Raw genomic sequence first — 24052 nt, 5'->3', positions numbered from 1 at the left:
ATATGAAGATAGAACGTCATTCAAAAATTTTAGAAATAATTAAGTTAAAAGATATTGAGACACAAGAGGAATTAGCAGAAGAACTAAAAAAAATAGGTATGGATGTAACTCAAGCTACAGTATCAAGAGATATCAAAGAATTAAAATTAATTAAAGTTTTATCAGATAAAGGTACATATAAGTATGCATCTATTGGACCAACAGAAAATTTTTTATCAAATAAGTTAGTAAATGTTTTTACGCATACTGTTATTAGTGTTGAAAAGGTGCAAAATATGGTAGTTGTTAAGACTATCTCAGGTTCTGGGTCTGCAGCTGCTGAGGCTATAGATTCTATGAGTTTTCCAGGAATTGCAGGAACCATAGCTGGGGACAATACAATTTTTATTTTATCTATTAATGAAGAAAAAGCTTATGAATTGGTTAAAAAACTTAAAAAGATGCTTTCTTCAAAATAGGAGGTTATTATGCTTCTTCAATTAAATATTAAAAATTTTGCATTAATAGAAAATTTAAGTATATCTTTTGAAAAAGGATTCAATATTTTAACAGGCGAAACAGGAGCTGGTAAATCCATAATAATTGATGCAATAAATTTTGTTCTTGGAGAAAAGTTTAACAAGAATTTAATTAGAATAGGTGAAGATAGAACTTTTGTAGAAGCTATTTTTGACATTGAAAATAAGAATACATTTGAACTTTTGAAAGAGATGGAAATAGAGTTTGAGGAAATAGTTATAATCAGTAGAGAAACTTTTAAATCAGGAAAAAGTGTTATAAAAATAAATGGTAAATCTGTTTTAATATCTAAAATAAAAATACTTGCTGAGACATTAATAAATATTCATGGACAACATGAAAATCAAGATTTATTAAATCATTCCACTCATATATCTTACTTAGATAAATTCGGAGAAGAAAAATTAGAAGGATTACTAAAGAAATATAATGAGAATTATAAAAAATTAACAGAGATAGATAATAAAATATCAGATTTAGGTATTAATAATGGAGAAAGAGAAAAATTAATTGATTTTTTAAAGTATCAAATTGACGAAATAAATAAAGCAAATCTAAAGCCTAATGAAGATACAGAATTAGAAGATCAATATACACTTCTGAATAATTTTGAAAAAATTAGTAATGTTCTTATAAATAGTTATACTATTTTGTATAATAGTAATGATAATTTTATGTCGGTATATGATTCTTTAAATAAAGTTATACGTGAACTTAGGAGTATTGAAGACAAGCTTGACAAAGTAAAAGTAATTGCTAATTCACTAGAAGAAGCATACTTTAATATACAAGAAGATATTTCAGAGATTAGGAGTATACAAGACAGTATATCTTATGATAAGAACGAATTAGAATACATAAATAGTAGAATATTTCAAATAGATACATATAAAAGAAAATATGGCAGTTCTATTGAAGAGATTTTAGAATATAAAGAAAAAATTTCCAGACAATATGATGATATGGTTAATAGTACTGAAGTTATTGAGGAATTAAAAAAAGAACAAGAAAAAATAAGTATGAAAATGAAAGAACAAGCTAAAGTTATTCATAACGTAAGAAGTGATATTGCAAAAATATTAGAGCAAAGAATTAAAAATGAATTAGATTATGTAGGATTAGAGAAAAGTGTTTTTAAGATAGATATTTCTTATGAAGATGAATTTTATAACAATGGATGTGATAAAGTTCAATTTTTGATTTCAACAAATCCTGGACAGCCACTTAAATCACTAGAAAAGGTTGTATCGGGAGGAGAATTGTCAAGAATAATGCTTGGTTTAAAAACTGTTTTTGTTAATAAAGATGAAATACCATCGATTATATTTGATGAAATAGATACTGGTATAAGTGGAAGAACAGCTCAAAGAGTTGCTGAAAAAATGTGTCTTATATCAAAAAATCGCCAAGTATTTTGTGTTACTCATTTACCTCAGATTGCAAGTATGTCAGATTCACATTTTTTAGTTGCTAAAGAGGTAAAAAATGAAAAAACTTTTACTGACATTAGAAAAATGAGCAAAGAGGCAAAAGAAAAGGAAATTGCTAGAATGATTGGTGGTTCTGAAATTACAGAATTAACAATAGAACATTCAAAAGAAATGATAAAGTTAGCTAGAAACAGAAAAATAGAACTGTTTTCTACTGAATAAATTCATAATCAGTATATGATTATGAATTTTTTATTTTTTTTCTAAGTAAATTATCATATATTTGTTTTCCTAATAAAGAATTACTAAGTTTGCAGATATACAATAGCATAATAAATTTTTAAAAAGGGTAAATTAAAATCAAACAAGGTGTGTTATGCAGGAGGTAAAAATATGAAGAATAAAATGAAATGCATAATATGCTGGATTTTAATTCCTTTGATAATTTTATCTATTGGTATATATTACAAAACTATAGCTTTACCAGATACTATTTTTGTAAGAGAAGGTCAGGAATTGAGATCCAATTATATTATAAAATTTAATAAAGACACTTTAAAAACTAAAGATATAAAACAAAATGATCAAATTTTAGATGTTAGTTTATTAGGCGTATTACCTATTAAATCAGTTTCAGTTAAGTCTATACCAGAAATATATGTTTATCCAGGAGGAACACCAGTAGGTGTAAAATTAAGTACGAAAGGTGTATTAGTAGTTGCATTTTCTGATATAGAAACTTCAAAAGGTAAAGTGGTGAGTCCTTCAGCAGAAAGTGGAATACAGGTAGGAGATGTTGTTACAAAAATAAATGATTCAAGTATAAATGGTTCAGATGAACTTATTAAAGAATTAGAATCAAATAAAAGTAAAAAAATGAAAATAACTCTAGAAAGAAATGATAAAATTATAGAAAAGGTAGTAAAGCCAATAAAAGATAAAAGTGATAACGAGTATAAAATTGGTTTGTGGGTTAGAGATTCTACATCAGGAGTAGGTACATTAACCTTTTATGATAAAAAAAGTAGCAAATTTGCTGCTTTAGGACATCCTATTACAGATGTAGATACAGGAACAATATTAAAAATTAGTAATGGAGAAGTTGTTCAATCATCAATTATTTCTTTAAGAAAGGGTCAAAAAGGTAATCCAGGAGAATTGAGAGGAATATTTATAAATGAAGAAGTAAGTTTAGGAAAAGTAAATAAAAATACTATTTGTGGGATATATGGAGATGGAAACGATAAGTTAATCGGAAGTAAATATAATAAACCTATGAAAATTGCTTTAAGAAATGAAATAAAAGAAGGAGCAGCAAAAATCTTAACAACTATAGATGGAACTCAGCCTAAACTATATGATATTAAAATTGAAAAATTGTTGACACAAGATGAACCAGGACCTAAAAGTATGATTATAAAGGTTACTGATCCAGTTTTGTTAAGTAAAACAGGTGGAATTGTTCAAGGAATGAGTGGAAGCCCTATTATACAAGGTGACAAAATAGTTGGTGCTGTAACCCATGTGTTGATTAATAGGCCTGATGTGGGATATGGTATTTATATTGAATGGATGTTGAAAGAGACAGATATTTTACTATTATTGATAAAGTTGTGTATTTTTGTAGTTATTTTGAAAATTTTTCTAACTAAGAAGGAATTTTCATACTTTTGTCGAATTTAAATTGTTAAGAAATGGAATATATATAAAGGGGAGATATAATTATGGAAAATAATAAAATAAGTGTAGTTATTGCAGATGATAACAAAGAATTTTGTAATATCCTTAATGATTATTTATTAAATCAAAGAGATATTGTTGTTACAGGTGTTGCAAAAGATGGAATAGAAGCATTAAAGTTAATACAGGAAAAGAAGCCTGATTTAGTAGTACTTGATATAATTATGCCCCATTTAGATGGTCTTGGGGTATTAGAAAGATTAAACACTATGAACATTGACCCAATGCCAAGAGTAATAGTATTATCAGCAGTAGGACAGGATAAAATTACACAAAGAGCTATTACTTTGGGAGCAGACTATTATGTGGTTAAACCATTTGATATGGATGTTTTTACAAAGAGAATAAGACAAATGTTTAACAATACTATTTCAAGTGATCAAGTTAAGAAAACAGTTTCTTTAATTGAAACAGAAGAAGTTAAAGTAAGAAGAAGTGAACCATTAGATTTAGAATCAGAAATTACAAATATTATACATGAAATAGGTGTACCTGCACATATTAAAGGTTATATGTATTTAAGAGAAGCTATAAGTATGGTAGTAAACGATGTAGAATTATTGTCAGCAGTTACTAAAGAATTATATCCATCAATAGCAAAAAAATATAATACAACAGCTAGTAGAGTGGAAAGAGCAATCAGACATGCGATAGAAGTAGCATGGTCAAGAGGTCAAGTAGAAACTATAAATAAAATTTTTGGTTATACTATACATAACGGAAAAGGTAAACCAACAAATTCAGAGTTTATAGCAATGGTTGCTGATAAGTTAAGATTGAAAAATAAAGTAAGCTAATAAATAGTTTTGGAGGCTTTTGGATGGAGTATTATGAAAAAACTTTAGAAGAGGTAAATGGATATAAAGGTAGAATCTTGAGTTTAGATGTAAGAACTGTAGAATTACCAAATGGAAAGATAGCAAAACGAGAAATTATAAAGCACCCAGGAGCAGTAGCAATTTTAGCATATAAAACCGATGATACTATAATTTTAGTAGAACAGTTTAGAAATCCTATAGAAAAAACTATACTAGAGCTTCCAGCAGGAAAGTTAGAACCAGGAGAAGATGCTGAAACTTGTGGTAGAAGAGAATTAGAAGAGGAAACAGGTTATAAAGCAAAGAAATTTACTTATTTAGGTAAAATAGCTACTACACCTGGATTTTGTGATGAATATATTGATATTTACAAAGCAGAGCAATTATATGATGGGAATATCGGTGGAGATGAAGACGAATTTATAAAGGTTTGTGAAGTACAGGTCGATAAAATAAAAGAGATGATAAAAAAAGGTGAAATTATAGATGCTAAAACCATTTCTGCTTTTATGATGATTTAAAAATGTGCATATTACTTCTTCTGTAATCATAAATATTAAAAAGATGATTAACAGAAGGAGGAATAATGTATGAAAAACAGAAAAACGTTTGGAATTTTAGTTACACATATACAGAGAAATTTATTTTTATATGTTATAAGTTTATTATTTTTATGTATAGGTATAGTGCTTGGAGTTTATACTGTTAAATATATGGGTGAAGTTGAAAAGGATAGCTTGATAAGTTATTTTTTAAATTTCACTCAAAATATTGATTTGAGTAGTGTAGATAAAAAGCATATATTTTTACAAGCAATAAAAAATAATATACCTATAATTATAGGTATATGGTTTTTAGGACTTTCTATGCTTGGAATTCCAATAATATTGTTTATTGACTTAATTAAAGGTTTTACGATAGGTTTTACAACAAGTTTTGTGATTAATGGATTAGGAACTAAGGGAATACTTATAAATATTTTAACCATATTCCCACAAAATGTAATATATATACCGTGTATTATTATTGCTTCTGCTACTGCTATGGAATTTTCATTAATGCTTTTAAAATATAATGGATTTAAAAATATAAATAAAAATAATAACTTAATTAAAGTATTACCCTATTCAACTATATTTTTATTTATTTTTGGATTTATGATACTTGGATTTTTATTAGAATCATATATAACTCCAAGTATGTTAAAATTAATAGTATCAAGTACAGGATGTGCTTTTGGATGAATGATATTCAAGATATATATAACTTTATTTTATTGCTTTTTAAGTGTATTTTGATAGTATTAATTTTTGGAATAATATTACCTTGTATTATTGATTTATTAATAAGAGCATTTATAAATAAATATGCTTATTATAAAGATGGTATTTTAGTTTTTAGTGTTCTAAATAAAAATGAAATTGTTTTATGGAATTTTATTTATGTTGTAAACCAATTTTTTGCTTTATAATAAATAAAAGAATATATAGAATAAACAATGGAGAAAAGATATGAATGAATATTTAATTCGATTTGTAGAAGATATGAAAAAAAAGGAATTAAGCAATAATACTGTAGAAGCATATAAGAGAGATATAAAAAAATTTAGTGACTTTTTAGTTAAAAGGGAAGAAAATACCATAAATGTAGACATGATATCTATAATGGCTTATGTTCAGACACTAAAAAAAGAAGGGCGTGCAAATAGTTCTATAATAAGAAACTTAGTTTCTCTTAGAAGCTTTTATAAATACTTGATTAAGAATGGAAAAATTTCTGAAAATCCTTTAATTGATTTTGAAGTACCTAAAAATAAACGTAATCTTCCTGAGATACTTACAGTAGATGAAGTTGATAGATTTTTAACTGCGCCTGATTGTAGTACTTCTAAAGGGGTTAGAGATAAGGCTATGCTGGAACTTATGTATGCTACAGGTATAAAAGTTTCTGAACTATTAAACCTAACTATTTTTGATGTAAATATAAAATTAGCATATATAAAATGTAAGGGGACAAAAAATAAAGAAAGAATTATTCCAATAGGAAGTTATGCTGTTAATTGCTTAAATGAATATTTAGAAATTCGTCAAAATATAAATTTAAACAACTCAAATCTTTTGTTTTTCAATTTAAGAGGAGAAAAGATGACAAGACAGGGTTTTTGGAAGCTAGTAAAGAATTATGCTAAAGAAATAAATATAAATAAAAAAATAAATTCTTATACTTTAAGACATTCTTTTGCAGTACATTTACTTCAAAATGGTGCGGATATGAAATCGGTACAAGAACTTTTAGGACACAATTCTATAGCTACCACTCAAATTTATTCTGGTATTTCAAAGCAAAGCAAAATAGTTGATGTTTACAAAAATGCACATCCTAGGGCATAGTCTTAAGGTTGTGCATTTATTGTTTTGAATATGTAATGTTAAATTTAATATGTTTTTAAGTGTTTTTTTAACAATAAGTGTTTTATTATTTAAGACACTTATTTTTATTTTTTGATATTTTGTCATAATCTTATTTTAATTGGTAAAAATAAAATTATAAATTCATAGTGATATAGAAAGGGGATTAATATGAAAAATAAAAATAAGGTAATAATATATGTTTTATTAGTAACAATATTTATAAGTCAAATATTTGTGTTACCAGTCAAAGGGGATGAAAAGGGACTTGATGTAGAAGCGAGGTCCGGATTGTTGATGGAACCTTATAGTGGTAAAATAATTTTTGAAAAAAATATTCATGAAAAATTTGCTCCAGCATCTGTAACTAAAATAATGACTATGCTTTTAGCTATGGAAGATATTGATTCTGGAAAAATTAAAATCAATGATAAGATTGTAGTAAGTGAAAATGCTAAAAAAATGGGTGGAAATGGAAGTAGTAGTATGCTTTTAGATACAGGAGAAATAAGAACAGTAGAAGAGATTTTAAAAGGAGTTGCAATAGCCTCAGGAAATGATGCAGCTGTGGCATTAGCTGAGTACATAAGTGGAAGTGAGGATGCTTTTGTTAAAAGAATGAATGAAAGAGTAAAAGAGTTAGGAATGAAAGATACTACATTTAAGAATTGTCATGGCCTTTCAGCAGAAGGACATTTAACAAGTGCTTATGATATAGCTATTATGTCACGGGAATTATTGAAGCATGAAAAAATTTTAAAATATTCAGGGACATATATGGAAACTATATCTGAAGGCAGAAAACAGCCAATAGGATTAGTTAATCATAATAAATTAGTTAGATTTTATAAAGGGTGCGATGGATTAAAGACAGGATTTACAAATGAAGCTAAGTACTGTATCTCAGCTACTGCTACAAGAGACAATATCAGAATGTTAGCGGTTATAATGGGGGCGCCAACTTACAAAGTTAGAAACAGAGATGCTAGTATGTTAATGAATCATGGATTTTCAAAATTTGAAGCTAAAAAGATTATGGTTAAACACAGCGATGTAGAAAAGATTTCTTTAAATAAAAAAGGTGACAAGTATATTATGGCAAAATCTGGAGAAGATTTAACTGTTATTTTAGAAAGAGGAGTAGAAAATAAAATAACTAAAAAATGTGTTTTAAAAGAAAGTAAGAGAGAATACAAAAAGAATGAGATTATAGGGTATTGTGAAGTGTATGTAAATGATAAACTTTATGGAAAAGTTCCTGTTTATAGTGATAGAGATATGAAACTTCATAATATACTAGATAATATAAAATACCATTTAATGGGCTTATTTGATAAAGCAGTATAAAATCCTACCAATGAAAGTACAACATATGAATATGTAAAATAAATATTTTAAGATTAATTACAAAAAAACTTATGCGGTTGCATAAGTTTTTTTTGTATAGTTCAACTTTTATATGAACATTTTAGAGTGTATAATTTACATATGAGAAAAAATAATATAATAAATAAATTAAGTAAAGAAGAAATACATGTAATAAATTTAATGAAAAATAAATTAAATGAGTTGGGAGTTAGAGGTTATATAGTAGGAGGTGCAGTAAGAGATATTTTACTAGATAAAGAGATTAAAGATATAGATATATGTATAACCTGTAATCCTATGTGCATAATAAATCAACTGAAGGAAGTGAAAAGCTTTAAATATTATAAAAAATTTGAAACAAGCACAATTATCTTCAATAATGGAATAGAGATAGACTTAATAAGGTGTAGAAAAGAAAGTTATAGTTATCCAGGGGTATTGCCAGAAGTTATTCCATCTAGCATAGAAGATGATTTATATAGAAGAGATTTTACTATTAATTCTATTGCTTATAATATTATTGGTAATGAAATAATTGATAGGCATAATGGAACAAATGACTTGGAACTGAAGAAAATTGCTAAAGTACATGATAATAGCTATACTGAAGATCCAACTAGAATATTTAGAGCTGTGAAATATAGTGTAAGATATAATTTTGGTTTAGAAGATATTGATGAGATAAAGGATAATTTACAAAATGGTGTATTAAAATTTATAAGTAATGATAGGATAATGAGAGAAATTATTTTACTGTGTGAAGAAGAAAAATGGATACGTAATATTTTACTTTGCAAAAAGTTAGGGATTTTTAATATTAACAAAGAATTACTAGGAAAACAAAATGACTTATGCAACTACTCTGATATAAATCACAGAATAATAAATTTATTTTTAAGTTTAAGAGATAGAGAAGATAGAAATATATTTACAGACAATTCAGTTTTAAATAGAAAATTGAAAGAGGCTTTAGTCAAATATAATATTGAAATAGAAAAAGTTTCACATTTTACTTGCAAAACTATTGATAATTTTATAATATATGATGTGCTTAAAAATTTAAATGAATATGAACTAATTTTATATAGTTTTGATTATAAGAATAAATATAAAATATATAACTATTTAAATAATTTAAAAAATATAAAATTAAAGATAAGAGGTAATGAAATTAAAGAATTAGGAATAAATGAAGGAAAGAAAATAGGAAATATACTTAAATATTTATTAAAAATTAAGATGAATACTATGATAGCTAATGAAGAAAACTTATTAAAAAGAAATTTGGGAGAGATTTTAAATGGCGTTGAACATAAAAATTGAAAACTTTGAAGGGCCTTTTGATTTACTTTTACATTTAATTAAAAAAAATGAAATGGATATATATGATATTAAAATATATGATATTACTAATCAATATTTAAAATATTTAGATGGGATGAAAGAAATGGATTTGGATAGTACTTCTGAGTTTATAGTTACAGCTGCTACTTTATTAGAAATAAAATCAAAAATGCTTTTGCCAAAAACTAAAAAAGATGAAGAGAGTGAAGAAGAGGAAGATCCAAGACAAGAGTTGGTAAGTAAGCTTTTAGAATATAAGAAGTTTAAATTGGTTGCAAATTTCTTAGCAGATAGAGAAAAAAAAGTGGGAGTTGTTTTTCAAAAGAAACCCGAAATAATAGAAGAAAAAAAGGATAACAGGGATAATAAAGATATATTAAAAGATATAACGATTTTGCATCTATTTAATATATATAATGAATTAATAACTAATTATCATAATAAAATGAATACCGATAGTGTGATGGAAAGAGAAATTCCTCTAGATAAATTTAAGATTGAGGATAAGATGGTTGAAATAAGTAATGAAATAATAAATAATCAAAAAATATATTTTTCTAACCTCATGAATAAGTGTTCAAGTAAAATTGAAAGAGTTGTTACTTTTCTAGCATTGCTTGAATTAATAAAGTTAAGAATGGTATCAGCAATTCAAGAGGGAAACTTTAAAGAAATATATATAGAGGAGATAAGCAGTAATGACAGATAAAAATATAAATCAAATCGAAATAAGAGAAGTATCCACAAAAAATAGACACTTTTCAATAATAGAATCCCTTTTATTTGTTAGTGGAGATTCACTAAGTCTTAAAGAAATTTCTTCAATAATTGATTGTAGTGAAAAATATACTAGAGACTTACTTGAAGAATTAAGAGAAAGGTATGAGTTAGAGGATAGAGGTATAATATTAATCAGTATGAATAATGAATACATGTTTGTTACAAAGTCAGAAAATAGTGATTATGTGCAAAAGTTACTTAAAACAAATGTAAGACAGGGATTATCTAGAGCTGCTTTAGAATCTTTAGCTGTTATAGTATATAAGCAGCCAATAACTAGAATAGAAATTGATGAAATAAGAGGGGTTAAAAGTGATAAGGCCATTCAAACTTTAGTTGAGAAAAATTTAATTAAAGAAGCAGGAAGAAAAAAGGTTCCTGGTAGACCAATTATGTATGTAACAACCGATGAGTTTTTAAAGCACTTTGGATTACAAGACTTAGAACAGATGCCTTTAATGGAAAATTTCATAGAAGAGAATTATGAAGAAAATATAACAGTAGAGGAAGAATAAATTTTATTCTTCCTCTACTGTTATATCATCTTTATTTTTATCAGAAGATTTTTGAGAAAATGAGTTTTTTAATATATCTATAATTTGAGGTACTCCATCTACAATTCTATCATATGTATTTTTTTGATCAACAGGAAGAAGTCTTATACAATCTTCTTTTATAACTAAAAATGCTACAGGTTTAACTGTAATTCCAGAACCTGCACCGCCACCAAAAGGATATTTAGTATTACTGTTATTTTGAGCCTTTTGCTCAAATTCACTTCCACCTGAAGCAAAGCCTAAAGATAATGAGGAGATAGGTATTATTAATGTTCCATCTACTGTTTCAATAGGGTCACCTACTATAGTATTTACATCTATCATATCTTTTAAATTTTCTAAGGTACTTTTCATTAAACCTTCTATAGGATGTGTTTCCAATTACATTGCCTCCTTTGAATTTAGAGATTTTTTTGAGTTACCTTTTAGCGTTAAAAAAACTAATAAACTTATATAGATAATTTTAACAAGATTGATTATAATTATACTTTGTATTTTAAGTTCTAACATAGATTTTTCAAAATTTGTCTGTGGATTAATTTTCAATTCACGTACATGAAAAAAAGAACATAATAAGTTATATAAAAAGAATGATATTGACGAAAGAATTCCATAAGAAATTGCTGTTTTAGCGGCATCATCTAATCCATATATCATATTAAATTTAAAATAAAGGGAAGGCTTCACAGAACTATTAGTTATCTTATGCCAGAGTTCTTTATATGTTTTTAAAAAAATTTTCTTTGTTTTTTTTCTTTTAATCTTTTTTTTTGATTTTTTACTAGATTTTTCACGTGGATATAATTTTATTCCGAATATATATACAGATAAATTATTTTCAATATATTTTAAATTAATTATTATAGGTATAGGAAAAAAGAAAAATAGTAAAGTTAGTATAATCCAAATCACATAAAATCCTCCATAATTTATAATATCTATTATTATTTACACATTGATTAAGAAATATAACAAAAGTGTGAAAATATTAAAAGATTATCCTTAGGTTTATATTTTAAAGGTAATGGGAAAACATTTCACGAGTATTTATTTAAATTTTGAAAAGAATAAAAAAGAGAGGTGGGTGAAGCTTTAAATATGGAAAATAAACATACTACAGCATTATTAGTAAGTATAATGATTTTTATGAATATATTTACTAGTCCAGTTATGGCAAAACCTATGTATATTGATGCTAGAAGTTCAATTGCAATTGATAGTAAATCAAGATGTGTTTTATATGAAAAAAATTCAGATATGTTAATACCTATTGCTAGTACTACTAAAATTATGACTACATTAGTAGCTTTAAAATATGGTAATTTAGACAAAAAAATTGAAATATCAAGTAAGGCAGCTAATATTCATGGTTCACAAGTAAAGTATAAAAAAGGAGAGATAATAACATTAAGAGAGTTATTATATGGACTTATGTTGAGATCTGGAAACGATGCTGCTATAGCAATAGCGGAAGGTATGTGTGAAAGTGTTGATGAGTTTTTAAAGCTTATGAATGAATATGCTGAAGAAATAGGAGCAATAAATACTCATTTTGAGTCACCTCATGGGTTAGATAGTCAATATCATTATTCAACAGCTTATGATTTAGCCTTAATAACTGCAAAAGCAAAAGAAAATAAATTATTTAATAAAATTGTTAGTGTTAAGGATGTTGATGCAAAGGAATATGGATTTAGTAGAAGCTACCATAATATAAACAAAATATTGTATCAAATTCCTGCTGCTAATGGTGTTAAAACAGGATATACAGGTAATGCTGGAAAATGCCTTGTAACTTCCATTAATATGGGAGAAGATGATGTAATTATAGTAGTGCTAAACTGTAATAAGAGGTGGAATGAAACTAAAAAGATTTACGATTATGTAAAAGATAATTATGAATTTAAAAAAGTAATAAAGAAGGGACAAATTGTTGAAAAGTACAAATATGATGAAGATAAAGAAGTGAATTTAGTCTGTGACCAAGATATAATAATACCTTTTAAAAAGGGAGAAAGCTATGAAACTAAGATTATTAAACCTAAGAATATTAAACATGATTTGAAGAAAAATGATAACCTTGCAAAAGTTTCGATTTACAAAAATGGAGAAATGATTTTTAGTAAGGGATTAAAATGTGAAAAGGATGTACAGATGAATGCTTCTTCTAAATTTAAAAATATATTAGAAAAAATTTTGAAATCTAAAGAAAAATAAGAATATATTTTATCATAGATAAAGAGATAGAAAGTTAATTTAGTCTTTCTATCTCTTTATCTGTAGAAGTAAATATTCTTATAATTAAATTAGTAAAAGATTTTACCTATTTTTCAGTGGAATTCTTAAGAGTAAAACTTTTTACAACCATAGAATTTTTATCATTTATTGGTTTCCACAGCTGAATTTCAGTTATTTTAGATTGTTTTTTGAAGTATTTTTTTTTAGTCAAAAGGCAAGCAGCTTGAAATTCTTCTGCAGACCAATCACGTTTAGAAAAATAAGAATTTGCAAGGGATATATGCAAATCCCAATCATCAATGTTTTCCCTAACCTTAAATCCTTCAGCTTTTAAAACAGAGTTTATATTTTCGATAAGATTCATTATGTGTATATCTTTTTCAACCTTTAAATTTACAGATTTAAAAGGAGGATCAAAACAAATAACTCCGTTTATATTAATGGTAAATTTAGAATACTTTTTAAGTAAGTTATCTAACCAAAATGTAAGTTTTTCAATATCAGGTTCGTTAATAACTTCTAAAGTTACATGTAGTACAGGTAACTCAGTATAAAGATTAAATTTATCAGATAGATCTTTTTGAATTTTTTCAATATATTTATATGAAGTTTTATCTAACAATCCTACAAGATAATATACCATTTTACACCCCTTTTTATTTTTCATTATAGCATAAATAAAGTATGTATTTATATTATATAGATTTATAACATATTTTGGTATAGATAGTGAATATAATTTATATGTAACAATATTATGGAGGTATAAGAATGAGATTGGGACTTAATTACAAAAATGGTAAAAAAGAAGTATTGAATGAAAATGATACTAAAAATGTCATATCAAGTATTAATTATTTAAAGTTAATTAAGTTTTTAATGAGTTCAAAAAAAGTTAGTGGAAAAACTATTAAAATATTAGATAAAGAAGTTAAAATTGATGAGTTAAAATCTTTAGAAATATTATTTATATAGGGATTATTATAAGATAAATGCTTCTGCTTATTTAAAGAGAAGCATTTATTTTTATGTTCACCTGTTTTATAATAAAAAAGTGATTATATGAGTTTATAAATTTGTTATCAAAGGTTTATGGAGTAACTAGAATCTTTTGTAAAATCTATTTGCAATCTTAAGTACGACAAATAGTTTAATTTTGAAAATAGTGTATATAATTAAATATATCAAAGTGTTTTAATTTGTTAGGAGGAAAAAATGCAGGAAAATGCACGAGAAATACTAAAAAAATATTATGGATATACAGAATTTAGAAAAGGGCAAAAAGAAATTATTGATAGTATATTAGAAGGAAAAGATACTTTTGCTATAATGCCTACAGGTGGTGGAAAGTCTCTTTGCTATCAGATACCAGCTGTGATGTTAGAAGGACTTACCTTAGTAATATCTCCACTTATTTCACTCATGAAGGATCAGGTAGATTCTCTAAATAGCCTTGGAATATCAGCAGGGGTTATTAATAGTACGCAAAGTATAAATGAAGTAAAAGATACAATATATAGAGCTGCTCAGGGAGAACTAAAGCTTTTATATGTTGCTCCAGAAAGGTTAGATGTAGAATCCTTTTATAGGCTTTTACAAACCTTAAATGTTTCACAAATTGCTATAGATGAAGCTCATTGTGCTTCACAATGGGGGCATGATTTTAGACTAAGTTATAGAGCAATAGCTCCTTTTCTAGAAAGATTTCATCCAAGACCAGTAGTATCAGCCTTTACAGCAACAGCAACAGTTGAAGTTAAGGAGGATGTTGTAAAAATATTAGGTTTAAAAGAACCAAATACTTTTATAACGGGATTTGATAGACAAAATCTTTCTTTTTCTGTAATAAAAAATGAAAATAAAAATGATTTTATTTTAAAATATTTAGAGGATAATAAGGATAAATCAGGAATAATTTATGCAGCAACAAGAAAAGAAGTAGACAATGTTTATATTAGACTTCAGAAAAAAGGATATTCTGTAGGTAGATATCATGCAGGGATGAGTGATAATGAAAGACAGGAAAGTCAGGAACAATTCTTATATGATGATATAAAAATAATGGTAGCAACAAATGCATTTGGTATGGGTATAGATAAATCTAATGTTAGATTTGTTATACATTATAATATGCCCAAAAATATTGAAGCTTACTATCAAGAAGCAGGAAGAGCTGGTAGAGATGGTGAAAGTGGAGAATGTATATTGTTATTTGGACCACGGGATACTATGCTTCAAAAGTTTTTTATAGAACAAACTGTTTTTACAGAAGAGAGAAAAATAAATGAATATAGAAAACTCCAGGCTATGGTAGATTACTGTCATACTACTAGGTGCTTGAGAAAATATATTTTAGAGTATTTTGGAGAACGAAATGTTCAAGATAAATGTGATAATTGTGGGAGCTGTAAAAATGATGGTGAAATTGTAGATATAACTATAGATGCTCAAAAGATATTTTCTTGTATATATAGAATGAAAGAAAAATATGGAGTTACTATGGCAGCTGAGGTATTGAGAGGTTCTAAAAATCAAAAGGTATTGAATTTAGAGTTTGATAAATTATCAACCTATGGAATAATGAAAAATTATACTATAAAAGGAATAAAAGATTTGATAAATACTTTAATTGCAGAAGAATACTTAACTCTTACAGAAGAAGAGTTTGCAGTGGTAAAGTTAAGAAATAAAGCAGTTGAAGTACTGAAAAACAAACAAAAAGTTATGCAAAAAGTATATAAGAGAAAAGAAAAGGTTAAGGTTGATAACTCATTATTCGATAAGCTTCGAGAAGTAAGAAAAATAATTGCTCAAAGAGAAGCTGTTCCTCCATATATTGTATTTGCAGATAGCTCTCTTAAAGAAATGAGTGAGATAGTACCTTTAAATAGAGAAGAAATGTTAAATATTAAAGGGGTAGGAGAAAAGAAATTTGAAAAATATGGTGAAGAATTTTTACAGGTATTAATTCACTATAATAATGAACACAAAGTAAGAAATATTGAAGATAAAGTTGTTGAAGAAGCAGCTGTAGATAAAGAAAAAAAGATTCCAAGCCATGTAAGCACATATAATATGTTGAAGGAAGGTAAATCCTTAGAAGAAATAGTACAGCATAGAGGAATTAAAAGAGATACAGTTAAAGAGCACATAATGAGATGTGGATTGGAAGGGCTTGAAATAGATTGGAACATTTTCATTCCTAAAAAATATGAAGAACTTATACTAGAAAAAATTAAAGAAGTAGGTTGTGAGAGATTGAAACCTATTAAGGAACTTCTACCAGATGATGTAGACTACAATGCTATTAAGGCTGTGTTGTGCAAGTATAAAAATGCAAACTAGAAGAAAGAAGAATGTTGCGTAGCAACATTCTTCTATGCTTTAACTGAAAAATATTTATTAATATATTATAACGTATACAGCTAAATTCAATGTACAATTTGACTTAAAATATAAAAATTCATTGATACATATATGTGCAAAATATACAAAAAATAATTCAAATCAAATTAAATGATGTAAGAATTAAAAGATAATGTTATAATAAAGAAAATACTAAGAAAATTTTGCATTTAAGGCAAACGATTGCAGATTGTTATGGCTTTTGTAAAAATCTATTTTATAAATATAGAGTGAAAAATATAAGAAAGAGGGTAATATAAATGCATATAGGAATTGACTTAGGAGGAACAAATATAGCTGCAGGACTTGTAGATAGTGAAGCAAAGCTTATTTGTAAGATGAGTACAAAAACCAATTGTGAAAATGGTGCTGAAAGTATAATAAAAGATATGGTGAGTTTAATTAAAAACTTATTAGAAAAAAATAAATTAGTTATAGATGATATTGAATTAATAGGTATAGGAGTACCAGGACTTGTTGACTATGAAAATGGAATAGTTAAAGAGTGTGTAAATTTATATTGGAAAAATATAAAGCTTAGAGAAATACTTAAAACTGAATTAAATAATGTGTTTGAAAAAGATATAAATATTAATATTTTAATTGAAAATGATGCCAATGCAGCTGCTGGAGGTGAATATTTAGCTGGCAGTATGAAAAATCATAAAAATTCCTTTATGGTTACATTAGGTACTGGCGTTGGTGGAGGATTACTGTTAGATGGTAAAATATATAGAGGGAAGAATGGTATTGCTTTTGAAATTGGACATATGACTTTAGGAGAGAATTTTTATAATTGTTCCTGTGGAAATAATGGGTGCTTTGAAACTTTTGCTTCAGCAACAGCAATAATAAAATATGCTCAAAAACTCATTAATGAAGGAATGAATAGTAGAATAATGGAGCTTGTAAATGAAGAGGTAAATAAGATAGATGCTAAAGTAGTTTTTGATTGTGCAAAAGAAGGAGATAAAGTAGCAAATCTTGTTATAGATAGATTTGTAAAATATTTAGCTATAGGAATAAATAATTTGTTAAGCATAATGGATGTGGATTTAATATCAATTGGAGGAGGAGTATCTGCAGCTTGGGACTTTTTTGAAGATAAATTAATAGATGAAATTAATAAATATAAGCTTTACAAAGAAATTCCTTTATGCAAAATGGAAAAGGCAACTTTAGGGAATGATGCAGGAATTATTGGTGCAGCTATGCTAGATATAATTTAAGTAGGAAAATAAGTATATCACAAAATGTTTTGAAATATTATGACAATATTGAAAATTTGTGATATACTTATTTTATAAATTAAGCAAACGTTTGCATTTCAAATGAAGAAAGCTAAATTTACGGAAATTAGTTTAGAACTTTATAACTGAATATAAGAGTATTCTTAATATTTAAGGAGGAGTTTTATATGCTAGATAATAAGAAGTTACCCTTAGTTGCATATTTCTGCATGGAGTATGGTTTAGAATCAAATTTTAAAATGTATGCAGGTGGTCTTGGAATACTTGCAGGTGATTATTTAAAAGCTGCTAAGGACTTAAATGTGCCATTAATAGGTATAGGTATAAAGTGGAAACAGGGATATAGTGACCAATGCATAGGAGATGATGGAACGCCATACGATTCATATCACAACTATACTTATGATTTTTTAGAAGATACAGGAATAAAGGTAACCGTTAAGATAAGAAATAGAGATGTAGTTTGTAAGGTTTGGAAAATTGAAAAATTTAGAAATAATCCTATATATCTTTTAGATACAGATATACCTGAAAATAATGGTGAAGATAGATGGATAACTGGGCAATTATATGGATGGTTTAAAGAAGAAAGAATAGCCCAAGAAATAGTTCTAGGAATAGGTGGAGTAAAACTGTTAAGAGAACTTGGCTTGAATATAGATGTATATCATTTTAATGAAGGTCATGCTGTTCTTGCAGCTTTGGAACTCATAAAAGAGAAAATGCAATCCGGTTATAGTTTTGAAGAAGCTTGGAGACAAACTCGAGAAGAAGTTGTTTTTACAACTCATACACCTATTATACAAGGAAATGAATCTCATACAATAGATGCGTTAGGCTATATGGGAGCCTTTAATGGATTAAACAGAGAACAAATGGTAAGAATAGGTGGAGAACCGTTTAATATGACTGTTGCTGCTTTAAGACTTTCAAGAAAATCTAATGCAGTAGCACAGCTTCATGCAGAGACTGCTAATAAGATGTGGAAGACTACTTCTGGAAGAAGTGAAATAATTGGAATAACAAATGCAATTCACGTACCTACATGGGTTGATGAAAGAGTAACTAAAGCTTATGAGATAGATGGAGACATATGGAAGGCTCATATGGAAAATAAGAAAGAACTTATTGCTTTTGTTGAAGAAAAAAATGGTGTGAAATTAGATTCTGATAAACTACTTATAGGTTTTTCAAGAAGAGCAGCACCATATAAAAGAAGTGATTTAATTTTTACTAAAGAAGAAATAATTGCTCCACTTCTTAAGAGTGGAAAAGTACAAATTGTATTTTCAGGCAAAGGACATCCATTAGATGATACTGGAAAGAAGATAGTTGGAAAGTTAGAAAAAATGACAAAAGAATATCCCAATAGTGTTGTATTCTTACAAAACTATGATATGAATATTGGAAGAGCTCTTACAAGAGGAGCAGATATATGGCTAAATAATCCAAGAAGACCTTTAGAAGCTAGTGGTACATCTGGAATGAAAGCGGCTATGAACGGAGTACTAAATTGTTCAATCTTAGATGGGTGGTGGCCAGAAGCTTGCCAGCATAAGATAAATGGATGGCAGTTTGGAGATGGATTTGAAAGCGATAATGTTGAAGAATTAGATAAACACGATTGTGATGCATTATATGATGTGATTTTAAACGAAGTAATACCTACTTATTATGAAAACAAAGAAAAATGGATAGAAATGATGAAAACAAGTATTAAAAGTACACGAGAATATTTTTCTATGAATAGAATGATAGAAGAATATTATGAAAAACTCTATATAAAATAAAAAATGATGATATAATTAGGTGTTATAATATTTAGAAATGAGTGGGTGTCAAAATGGTAACGATAAAAGAAATTGCAAAAAAAGCGGGGGTAGCACCGTCAACTGTATCAAGAGTTATCTCAGATGATTCGAGAATTAGTGATGCTACTAAAGAAAAAGTAAGGAAAATAATGAAAGATATGTCATATCATCCCAACGCTATTGCAAGAAGTCTTGTATCCAAGGCAACAAAGACTATAGGAATTATAATGCCTAATTCTGCTGAAAAATCCTTGTTAAACCCTTTTTTTCCAGAAGCCTTAAGAGGAATTACTAAAGCCTTATATAATAGGAAGTATAATATCCTTTTAACTGGTGGTGAAACAAAGGAAGAGCAAATTGTTTCTATGCATTCCCTTGTAAGAGGAAGAATGGTTGATGGTATAATTTTAATGTATACAAGTGTTGATGATCCAATACTTGCAGAACTTAGGAAAATGAATATTTCATTTTCAGTAATAGGACGTCCAGTGGATGATTCAGATATTATTTATGTAGATAATGATAATGTTAAGGCTGCTTATGACGCTATGATATATCTAATTAATCAAGGACATAGGCGAATCGGGCTTATTAATGGTTCTATGAACCTGCTGGTTTCCGTAGATAGATATGAGGGATATAAAAAGGCACTTATAGAAAATTCTATTGATATAGACGAAAATATGGTGATTTCAAGTGAATTCATAGAAAAGGGTGGATATGAGGGCATGAAGAAAATATTAAGTGCTAAAAATCCTCCTACATCAGTATTAATTACTGACGATATAATGGCATTAGGAGCTATTAAGGCAGCTAGTGAAATGAATGTGAAAATCCCAGAAGATATATCAATTATAAGCTTTAATAATTTCTATATTTCTCAACTTACTGCACCACCGCTAACTTCCATAGATATTAATATATACAATCTTGGTTTTTATGCGGCTGAATTGCTTTTAAAGAAGATAAATGGTAAAGGTAAGTTTAATGATAGGAAAAAAATTGTAGAGACAGAGATAATACATAGAGACTCTGTTATTGAAAGGAATTTTTAACATATAAATATTAATTTTATATGTATCGTTACGAGATAAAATTGAATAGATGCTGTAAACGATTATACAGTATATTTTATAAAAGACAAGAAGTTAATGAAACAAGACTTCTTGTCTTTTAATTTTTTGTTGTTATGTATGTAACAAAATATGCACTATTAAAATATTTTAATAGTATAGTGGTTAAGGGAGGGCCAAAAATGAAGTATGAAATAATAGATTGTATTGATTGTGCAACTGAGTATTGTCCTTGCCATTTAGCTGAAACAGGAGATTGCCTGTTATGCTCTCAACTTTGCGGCAAAACTTTTTGTGATTGTGTGAAGTGGAAAGGAACTTGTGTATATCAAGAATATGTTTGGAATGGGATGAAAGCAAAAGAAGGAAGAAAAAATTATAAATGTAAAATAGTAAAAAAAGAAACAGCAGATAATGACTTAATAATACTTACGATACGTACAACACATAAACTTGCACAAGAATTAGTACGTCCGGGAAGTTTTGTGTTTTTGAGAAATCCATGTACTGATAAATTTTATGATGCACCACTTTCTATTATGGATGTAGATTTACAAGAAAATACTATAAAAATTGCTTTAGAAATAAAAGGTACTAAAACTAAAAAAATTGATGAATTAAAAGAGGATGAAGATATCTTAGTTAAAGGACCTTTTTGGAATGGTGTATTTGGAATAAAACATGTTTATAACAGTAAAGATGCACATTCAATTATAATTGCTAGGGGGATAGGTCAAGCCCCGATGATACCAGTTATGAAAAAATTATATTCTAATGGAAATAAAATTACAGCAATTATTGATAAGGCAAATTATAATGAAATATTTATCAAAAAATATTTGGATATATGCAGTGCAAATGTAATTGAATGTAATACTTTTTCAAATGGAGAAATAACAGAAGACTTGAAGAACATATTATCTAAATTACTAAAGGAAGAAAATATTAATCTAGTACATTGTGCTGGAGCAGATATTTTAATTTATAAGGTTATGAAATACCTTGATGATTGTGTAAGTTACTCTTGCTGCAACAATGCTAAAATGTGCTGTGGCGAAGGGGTATGTGGTGCATGTACGGCAAGGTTTAAAGGGCATAGAGTAAAAAGACTTTGCAAGCTGCAAACAGATCCTAAATATATCTTTGAAGGGAGAAGATTAATATGAAGGTTATTGTAATAGGCGGCGGATGGGCTGGTTGTGCTGCAGCAATTACAGCTAAGAAAGCTGGCGCACAAGTAAGTCTTTATGAAAAAACAGATATGCTTTTAGGACTTGGCAATGTTGGCGGGATAATGAGAAATAACGGAAGATTTACTGCTTCAGAAGAGTTAATAGCTCTTGGTAGTGGAGATTTAATAAATTTAACTGATAAAAATAGCAGACATAAAAATATGGATTTCCCAGGGCATAAACATGCATGGCTTTATGATGTAAATAAAATAGAACCTGAAGTTAGAAATTATTTAAAATCAGTTGGTATAGAATTAAATTTCATAACTAGGATTGTGGATGTAGAAAAGGAAGATAGCAAAATAAAAGGTATTTATTTATCAGATGGTACTTATGTAGATGGAGATGTATTTATTGAAACTACAGGATCAACAGGTCCTATGGGTAATTGCTTGCGCTATGGAAATGGATGTTCTATGTGCACTCTTAGATGTCCAGCCTTTGGACCAAGAGTTAGTATAAGTGCTAGAGCAGGAGTAGATGATTTGCAGGGTGAAAGAGAAGTAGATGTATTTGGAGCTTTCAGTGGTTCTTGTAAGCTTTGTAAAGAGAGTTTAGATCCTGGAATAATTAAAGAATTAGAAGAAAAAGGAGTATATATAGCAAAAGTTCCACCAGAAGATGTAAACCTAGATAAGCTAAAAGTTAAGGTTTGTCAGCAATACGCTTTAAAAGAATTTGCAGAGAATTTAATTCTTTTAGACACAGGACATGTTAAGTTAATGACAACATATTATCCATTAGACAAATTAAGAAAAATAAAAGGATTTGAATCAGCAAAATATATTGATCCATATGCAGGAGGAAAAGGAAATTCGATAAGATATCTTTCAGTAGCTCCAAGAACTGATGATATGAAAGTTAAAGGAATAGATAATTTATTCTGTGCAGGAGAGAAAGCGGGGTTGTTTGTAGGTCATACTGAAGCTATTTGTACTGGTTCATTAGCAGGACACAATGCAGTGAGATATACACTTGGTATGCCAATGCTAATTCTTCCAAGAAGTACAGCCATAGGAGATATTATAGCTTATGCAAATTATAAAATGATGACAGCAGAAGGAAGACGTAACAGATATACTTTTGCAGGAGCAGAATATTTCAAGAGAATGCAAGAACAAGGATTATATACAATTGACATAGAAGTGATTAAATCTAGAATTGATAAATTGAATTTGAATGGAATATTAGGGCAGCAGTTGGTGTAAAATAAAGGGCTAGTCTATAATATTTGTAATTTCACAAACAATTCTATAAGTTATATGAAAACTTGAAGACAAGGTTTTAGGTATGTTTAATAATTTTATAACTTTTAAAGATAACATAGGAAAATCATCAACTAAATAAACTGTAAAACAAAAGAATCTTAATAGAAAGTATGTAGATAGTTTTTTATCCAAAATACAAAGCCTATATCTTATTTTATTTAGTAATAAAAGATATAGGCTAATTTATTTAATTATATTGTAGATGATCTATTAATAATGTTGTTAAAGACTATTGCTTCGTATTTTATAAATGAAATGACTTTTGTTTTAAATTTCCATAAATATATCGTTAACCAAGGAAGGGGTTTATATAACTATATTAACAATTTATCTATAATATAGTTAATTATTTCAGATGTATTTGGATTTTGAGCACGTAAATCAACCCAATTACTTTAATGAGGTGGTTGTTGAGTTGAATTTCCTTATATACCTTCCCAGGTGTATCACTATAATAATAATATAGAAAAATCAAAAAATACGTAGAAAGCAAAAGATAATTTAATCAGATTCGATTTATTAAGCATAATTGGGTTGGGATTTATGATAAGATATTCTTCGTCGCCACAAGAGGGCGGCAGATTAACAACGAAATATGAATTTTAAAAAATTCAAAAAAGTTGTTGACAAGGACAAGTTGAGATGATATACTAAGTGAGCTGTCGCAAGGCGGCGAGAAAGAAATTGGTCTTTGAAAATTAAACAGAAGTAAGGAAACACAGTCAGTCAATAAATTTGAGTAAAGATTAAACTTTTAAATTGAGAGTTTGATCCTGGCTCAGGACGAACGCTGGCGGCGTGCCTAACACAT

The 24052-nt window shown here is 27.5% G+C and carries 23 protein-coding genes; 20 read left to right on the top strand and 3 right to left on the bottom strand.

The window, feature by feature from the left end:
• Window positions 1–2: 2 nt before the first annotated feature.
• From OXH55_RS06665 to scpB, 12 genes are all read left to right on the top strand, one after another.
• The gene (locus tag OXH55_RS06665) at window positions 3–458 is read left to right on the top strand and encodes an arginine repressor (RefSeq protein WP_268049051.1); all 456 of its coding nucleotides are present in this window, start codon (window positions 3–5) and stop codon (window positions 456–458) included.
• A 9-nt stretch (window positions 459–467) separates the two neighbouring features.
• Window positions 468–2171: a DNA repair protein RecN gene (gene recN, locus OXH55_RS06660; RefSeq protein ID WP_268049050.1), complete on the top strand. Its 1704-nt coding sequence runs from the start codon at window positions 468–470 to the stop codon at window positions 2169–2171.
• Between the two features lie 171 nt (window positions 2172–2342).
• Window positions 2343–3632, top strand: a complete 1290-nt coding sequence (gene spoIVB, locus OXH55_RS06655) for a SpoIVB peptidase (protein WP_268049049.1) — start codon at window positions 2343–2345, stop codon at window positions 3630–3632.
• 41 nt (window positions 3633–3673) lie between these two features.
• Window positions 3674–4486, top strand: coding sequence for a sporulation transcription factor Spo0A (spo0A, locus tag OXH55_RS06650; RefSeq protein ID WP_268049048.1), 813 nt, complete (start codon window positions 3674–3676; stop codon window positions 4484–4486).
• Window positions 4487–4509: 23 nt separating this feature from the next.
• Complete coding sequence (locus OXH55_RS06645; RefSeq protein ID WP_268049047.1) at window positions 4510–5028, top strand: NUDIX hydrolase; 519 nt, start codon at window positions 4510–4512, stop codon at window positions 5026–5028.
• A gap of 69 nt (window positions 5029–5097) precedes the next feature.
• A complete protein-coding gene (gene spoIIM / locus OXH55_RS06640; RefSeq protein ID WP_268049046.1) occupies window positions 5098–5751 on the top strand; it encodes a stage II sporulation protein M in 654 nt (217 codons plus the stop codon).
• On the top strand, window positions 5748–5978 hold the full coding sequence (locus OXH55_RS06635) for an endonuclease III (RefSeq protein ID WP_268049045.1): 231 nt from the start codon (window positions 5748–5750) through the stop codon (window positions 5976–5978). Before spoIIM ends, OXH55_RS06635 begins: the two co-directional genes overlap by 4 nt.
• 40 nt (window positions 5979–6018) lie before the next feature.
• The gene (gene xerD / locus OXH55_RS06630; protein ID WP_268049044.1) at window positions 6019–6897 is read left to right on the top strand and encodes a site-specific tyrosine recombinase XerD; all 879 of its coding nucleotides are present in this window, start codon (window positions 6019–6021) and stop codon (window positions 6895–6897) included.
• 189 nt (window positions 6898–7086) lie between these two features.
• Entirely contained in the window at window positions 7087–8262 is a 1176-nt protein-coding gene (locus OXH55_RS06625) for a D-alanyl-D-alanine carboxypeptidase family protein (protein ID WP_268049043.1), read from the top strand.
• A 141-nt stretch (window positions 8263–8403) separates the two neighbouring features.
• Window positions 8404–9606, top strand: coding sequence for a tRNA nucleotidyltransferase/poly(A) polymerase family protein (locus OXH55_RS06620; RefSeq protein WP_268049042.1), 1203 nt, complete (start codon window positions 8404–8406; stop codon window positions 9604–9606).
• Window positions 9584–10336 carry a segregation/condensation protein A gene (locus OXH55_RS06615; protein WP_268049041.1) on the top strand — a complete coding sequence of 251 codons (753 nt, stop codon included), beginning with the start codon at window positions 9584–9586 and terminating at the stop codon, window positions 10334–10336. The genes OXH55_RS06620 and OXH55_RS06615 overlap by 23 nt, the downstream gene beginning before the upstream one ends.
• Window positions 10326–10922 (top strand): SMC-Scp complex subunit ScpB, encoded by a 597-nt coding sequence (gene scpB, locus OXH55_RS06610; protein WP_268049040.1) that lies wholly within the window; start codon window positions 10326–10328, stop codon window positions 10920–10922. Before OXH55_RS06615 ends, scpB begins: the two co-directional genes overlap by 11 nt.
• 3 nt (window positions 10923–10925) lie before the next feature.
• Here scpB and ytfJ read toward each other — a convergent pair whose 3' ends face one another.
• A complete protein-coding gene (ytfJ, locus tag OXH55_RS06605; RefSeq protein ID WP_268049039.1) occupies window positions 10926–11345 on the bottom strand; it encodes a GerW family sporulation protein in 420 nt (139 codons plus the stop codon).
• Window positions 11346–11876 carry a DUF2953 domain-containing protein gene (locus OXH55_RS20100; protein ID WP_268049038.1) on the bottom strand — a complete coding sequence of 177 codons (531 nt, stop codon included), beginning with the start codon at window positions 11874–11876 and terminating at the stop codon, window positions 11346–11348.
• Between the two features lie 186 nt (window positions 11877–12062).
• Here OXH55_RS20100 and OXH55_RS06595 point away from each other — a divergent pair, with 186 nt between their 5' ends.
• Window positions 12063–13181, top strand: a complete 1119-nt coding sequence (locus tag OXH55_RS06595) for a D-alanyl-D-alanine carboxypeptidase family protein (protein WP_418921833.1) — start codon at window positions 12063–12065, stop codon at window positions 13179–13181.
• A 106-nt stretch (window positions 13182–13287) separates the two neighbouring features.
• Here OXH55_RS06595 and OXH55_RS06590 read toward each other — a convergent pair whose 3' ends face one another.
• Window positions 13288–13845: a 2'-5' RNA ligase family protein gene (locus tag OXH55_RS06590; RefSeq protein ID WP_268049037.1), complete on the bottom strand. Its 558-nt coding sequence runs from the start codon at window positions 13843–13845 to the stop codon at window positions 13288–13290.
• A gap of 128 nt (window positions 13846–13973) precedes the next feature.
• Here OXH55_RS06590 and OXH55_RS06585 point away from each other — a divergent pair, with 128 nt between their 5' ends.
• From OXH55_RS06585 to OXH55_RS06555, 7 genes are all read left to right on the top strand, one after another.
• Entirely contained in the window at window positions 13974–14177 is a 204-nt protein-coding gene (locus OXH55_RS06585; protein ID WP_268049036.1) for a hypothetical protein, read from the top strand.
• A gap of 240 nt (window positions 14178–14417) precedes the next feature.
• Window positions 14418–16547: a DNA helicase RecQ gene (gene recQ, locus OXH55_RS06580; RefSeq protein ID WP_268049035.1), complete on the top strand. Its 2130-nt coding sequence runs from the start codon at window positions 14418–14420 to the stop codon at window positions 16545–16547.
• Between the two features lie 320 nt (window positions 16548–16867).
• Window positions 16868–17836, top strand: coding sequence for an ROK family protein (locus tag OXH55_RS06575; RefSeq protein ID WP_268049034.1), 969 nt, complete (start codon window positions 16868–16870; stop codon window positions 17834–17836).
• A 188-nt stretch (window positions 17837–18024) separates the two neighbouring features.
• Complete coding sequence (gene glgP, locus OXH55_RS06570) at window positions 18025–19647, top strand: alpha-glucan family phosphorylase (RefSeq protein ID WP_268049033.1); 1623 nt, start codon at window positions 18025–18027, stop codon at window positions 19645–19647.
• A 53-nt stretch (window positions 19648–19700) separates the two neighbouring features.
• The gene (locus OXH55_RS06565) at window positions 19701–20723 is read left to right on the top strand and encodes a LacI family DNA-binding transcriptional regulator (RefSeq protein ID WP_268049032.1); all 1023 of its coding nucleotides are present in this window, start codon (window positions 19701–19703) and stop codon (window positions 20721–20723) included.
• A gap of 200 nt (window positions 20724–20923) precedes the next feature.
• Window positions 20924–21907, top strand: coding sequence for a sulfide/dihydroorotate dehydrogenase-like FAD/NAD-binding protein (locus OXH55_RS06560; protein ID WP_268049031.1), 984 nt, complete (start codon window positions 20924–20926; stop codon window positions 21905–21907).
• Window positions 21904–23181: an FAD-dependent oxidoreductase gene (locus OXH55_RS06555; protein WP_268049030.1), complete on the top strand. Its 1278-nt coding sequence runs from the start codon at window positions 21904–21906 to the stop codon at window positions 23179–23181. Before OXH55_RS06560 ends, OXH55_RS06555 begins: the two co-directional genes overlap by 4 nt.
• Window positions 23182–24052: the final 871 nt, after the last annotated feature.

The organism is Clostridium ganghwense (genome assembly GCF_026735165.1).
GTDB lineage: Bacteria > Bacillota > Clostridia > Clostridiales > Clostridiaceae > Clostridium_H > Clostridium_H ganghwense.
Note: the sequence above shows the minus strand (reverse complement) of the source record. Positions and strands in the feature narration are given on the sequence as shown.

Coding starts and splice junctions, on each gene's coding strand:
- OXH55_RS06665 (WP_268049051.1), top strand. CDS start 3: ATGAAGATAGAACGTCATTCAAAAATTTTAGAAATAATTAAGTTAAAA.
- recN (WP_268049050.1), top strand. CDS start 468: ATGCTTCTTCAATTAAATATTAAAAATTTTGCATTAATAGAAAATTTA.
- spoIVB (WP_268049049.1), top strand. CDS start 2,343: ATGAAGAATAAAATGAAATGCATAATATGCTGGATTTTAATTCCTTTG.
- spo0A (WP_268049048.1), top strand. CDS start 3,674: ATGGAAAATAATAAAATAAGTGTAGTTATTGCAGATGATAACAAAGAA.
- OXH55_RS06645 (WP_268049047.1), top strand. CDS start 4,510: ATGGAGTATTATGAAAAAACTTTAGAAGAGGTAAATGGATATAAAGGT.
- spoIIM (WP_268049046.1), top strand. CDS start 5,098: ATGAAAAACAGAAAAACGTTTGGAATTTTAGTTACACATATACAGAGA.
- OXH55_RS06635 (WP_268049045.1), top strand. CDS start 5,748: ATGAATGATATTCAAGATATATATAACTTTATTTTATTGCTTTTTAAG.
- xerD (WP_268049044.1), top strand. CDS start 6,019: ATGAATGAATATTTAATTCGATTTGTAGAAGATATGAAAAAAAAGGAA.
- OXH55_RS06625 (WP_268049043.1), top strand. CDS start 7,087: ATGAAAAATAAAAATAAGGTAATAATATATGTTTTATTAGTAACAATA.
- OXH55_RS06620 (WP_268049042.1), top strand. CDS start 8,404: ATGAGAAAAAATAATATAATAAATAAATTAAGTAAAGAAGAAATACAT.
- OXH55_RS06615 (WP_268049041.1), top strand. CDS start 9,584: ATGGCGTTGAACATAAAAATTGAAAACTTTGAAGGGCCTTTTGATTTA.
- scpB (WP_268049040.1), top strand. CDS start 10,326: ATGACAGATAAAAATATAAATCAAATCGAAATAAGAGAAGTATCCACA.
- OXH55_RS06595 (WP_418921833.1), top strand. CDS start 12,063: ATGGAAAATAAACATACTACAGCATTATTAGTAAGTATAATGATTTTT.
- OXH55_RS06590 (WP_268049037.1), bottom strand. CDS start 13,845: ATGGTATATTATCTTGTAGGATTGTTAGATAAAACTTCATATAAATAT.
- OXH55_RS06585 (WP_268049036.1), top strand. CDS start 13,974: ATGAGATTGGGACTTAATTACAAAAATGGTAAAAAAGAAGTATTGAAT.
- recQ (WP_268049035.1), top strand. CDS start 14,418: ATGCAGGAAAATGCACGAGAAATACTAAAAAAATATTATGGATATACA.
- OXH55_RS06575 (WP_268049034.1), top strand. CDS start 16,868: ATGCATATAGGAATTGACTTAGGAGGAACAAATATAGCTGCAGGACTT.
- glgP (WP_268049033.1), top strand. CDS start 18,025: ATGCTAGATAATAAGAAGTTACCCTTAGTTGCATATTTCTGCATGGAG.
- OXH55_RS06565 (WP_268049032.1), top strand. CDS start 19,701: ATGGTAACGATAAAAGAAATTGCAAAAAAAGCGGGGGTAGCACCGTCA.
- OXH55_RS06560 (WP_268049031.1), top strand. CDS start 20,924: ATGAAGTATGAAATAATAGATTGTATTGATTGTGCAACTGAGTATTGT.
- OXH55_RS06555 (WP_268049030.1), top strand. CDS start 21,904: ATGAAGGTTATTGTAATAGGCGGCGGATGGGCTGGTTGTGCTGCAGCA.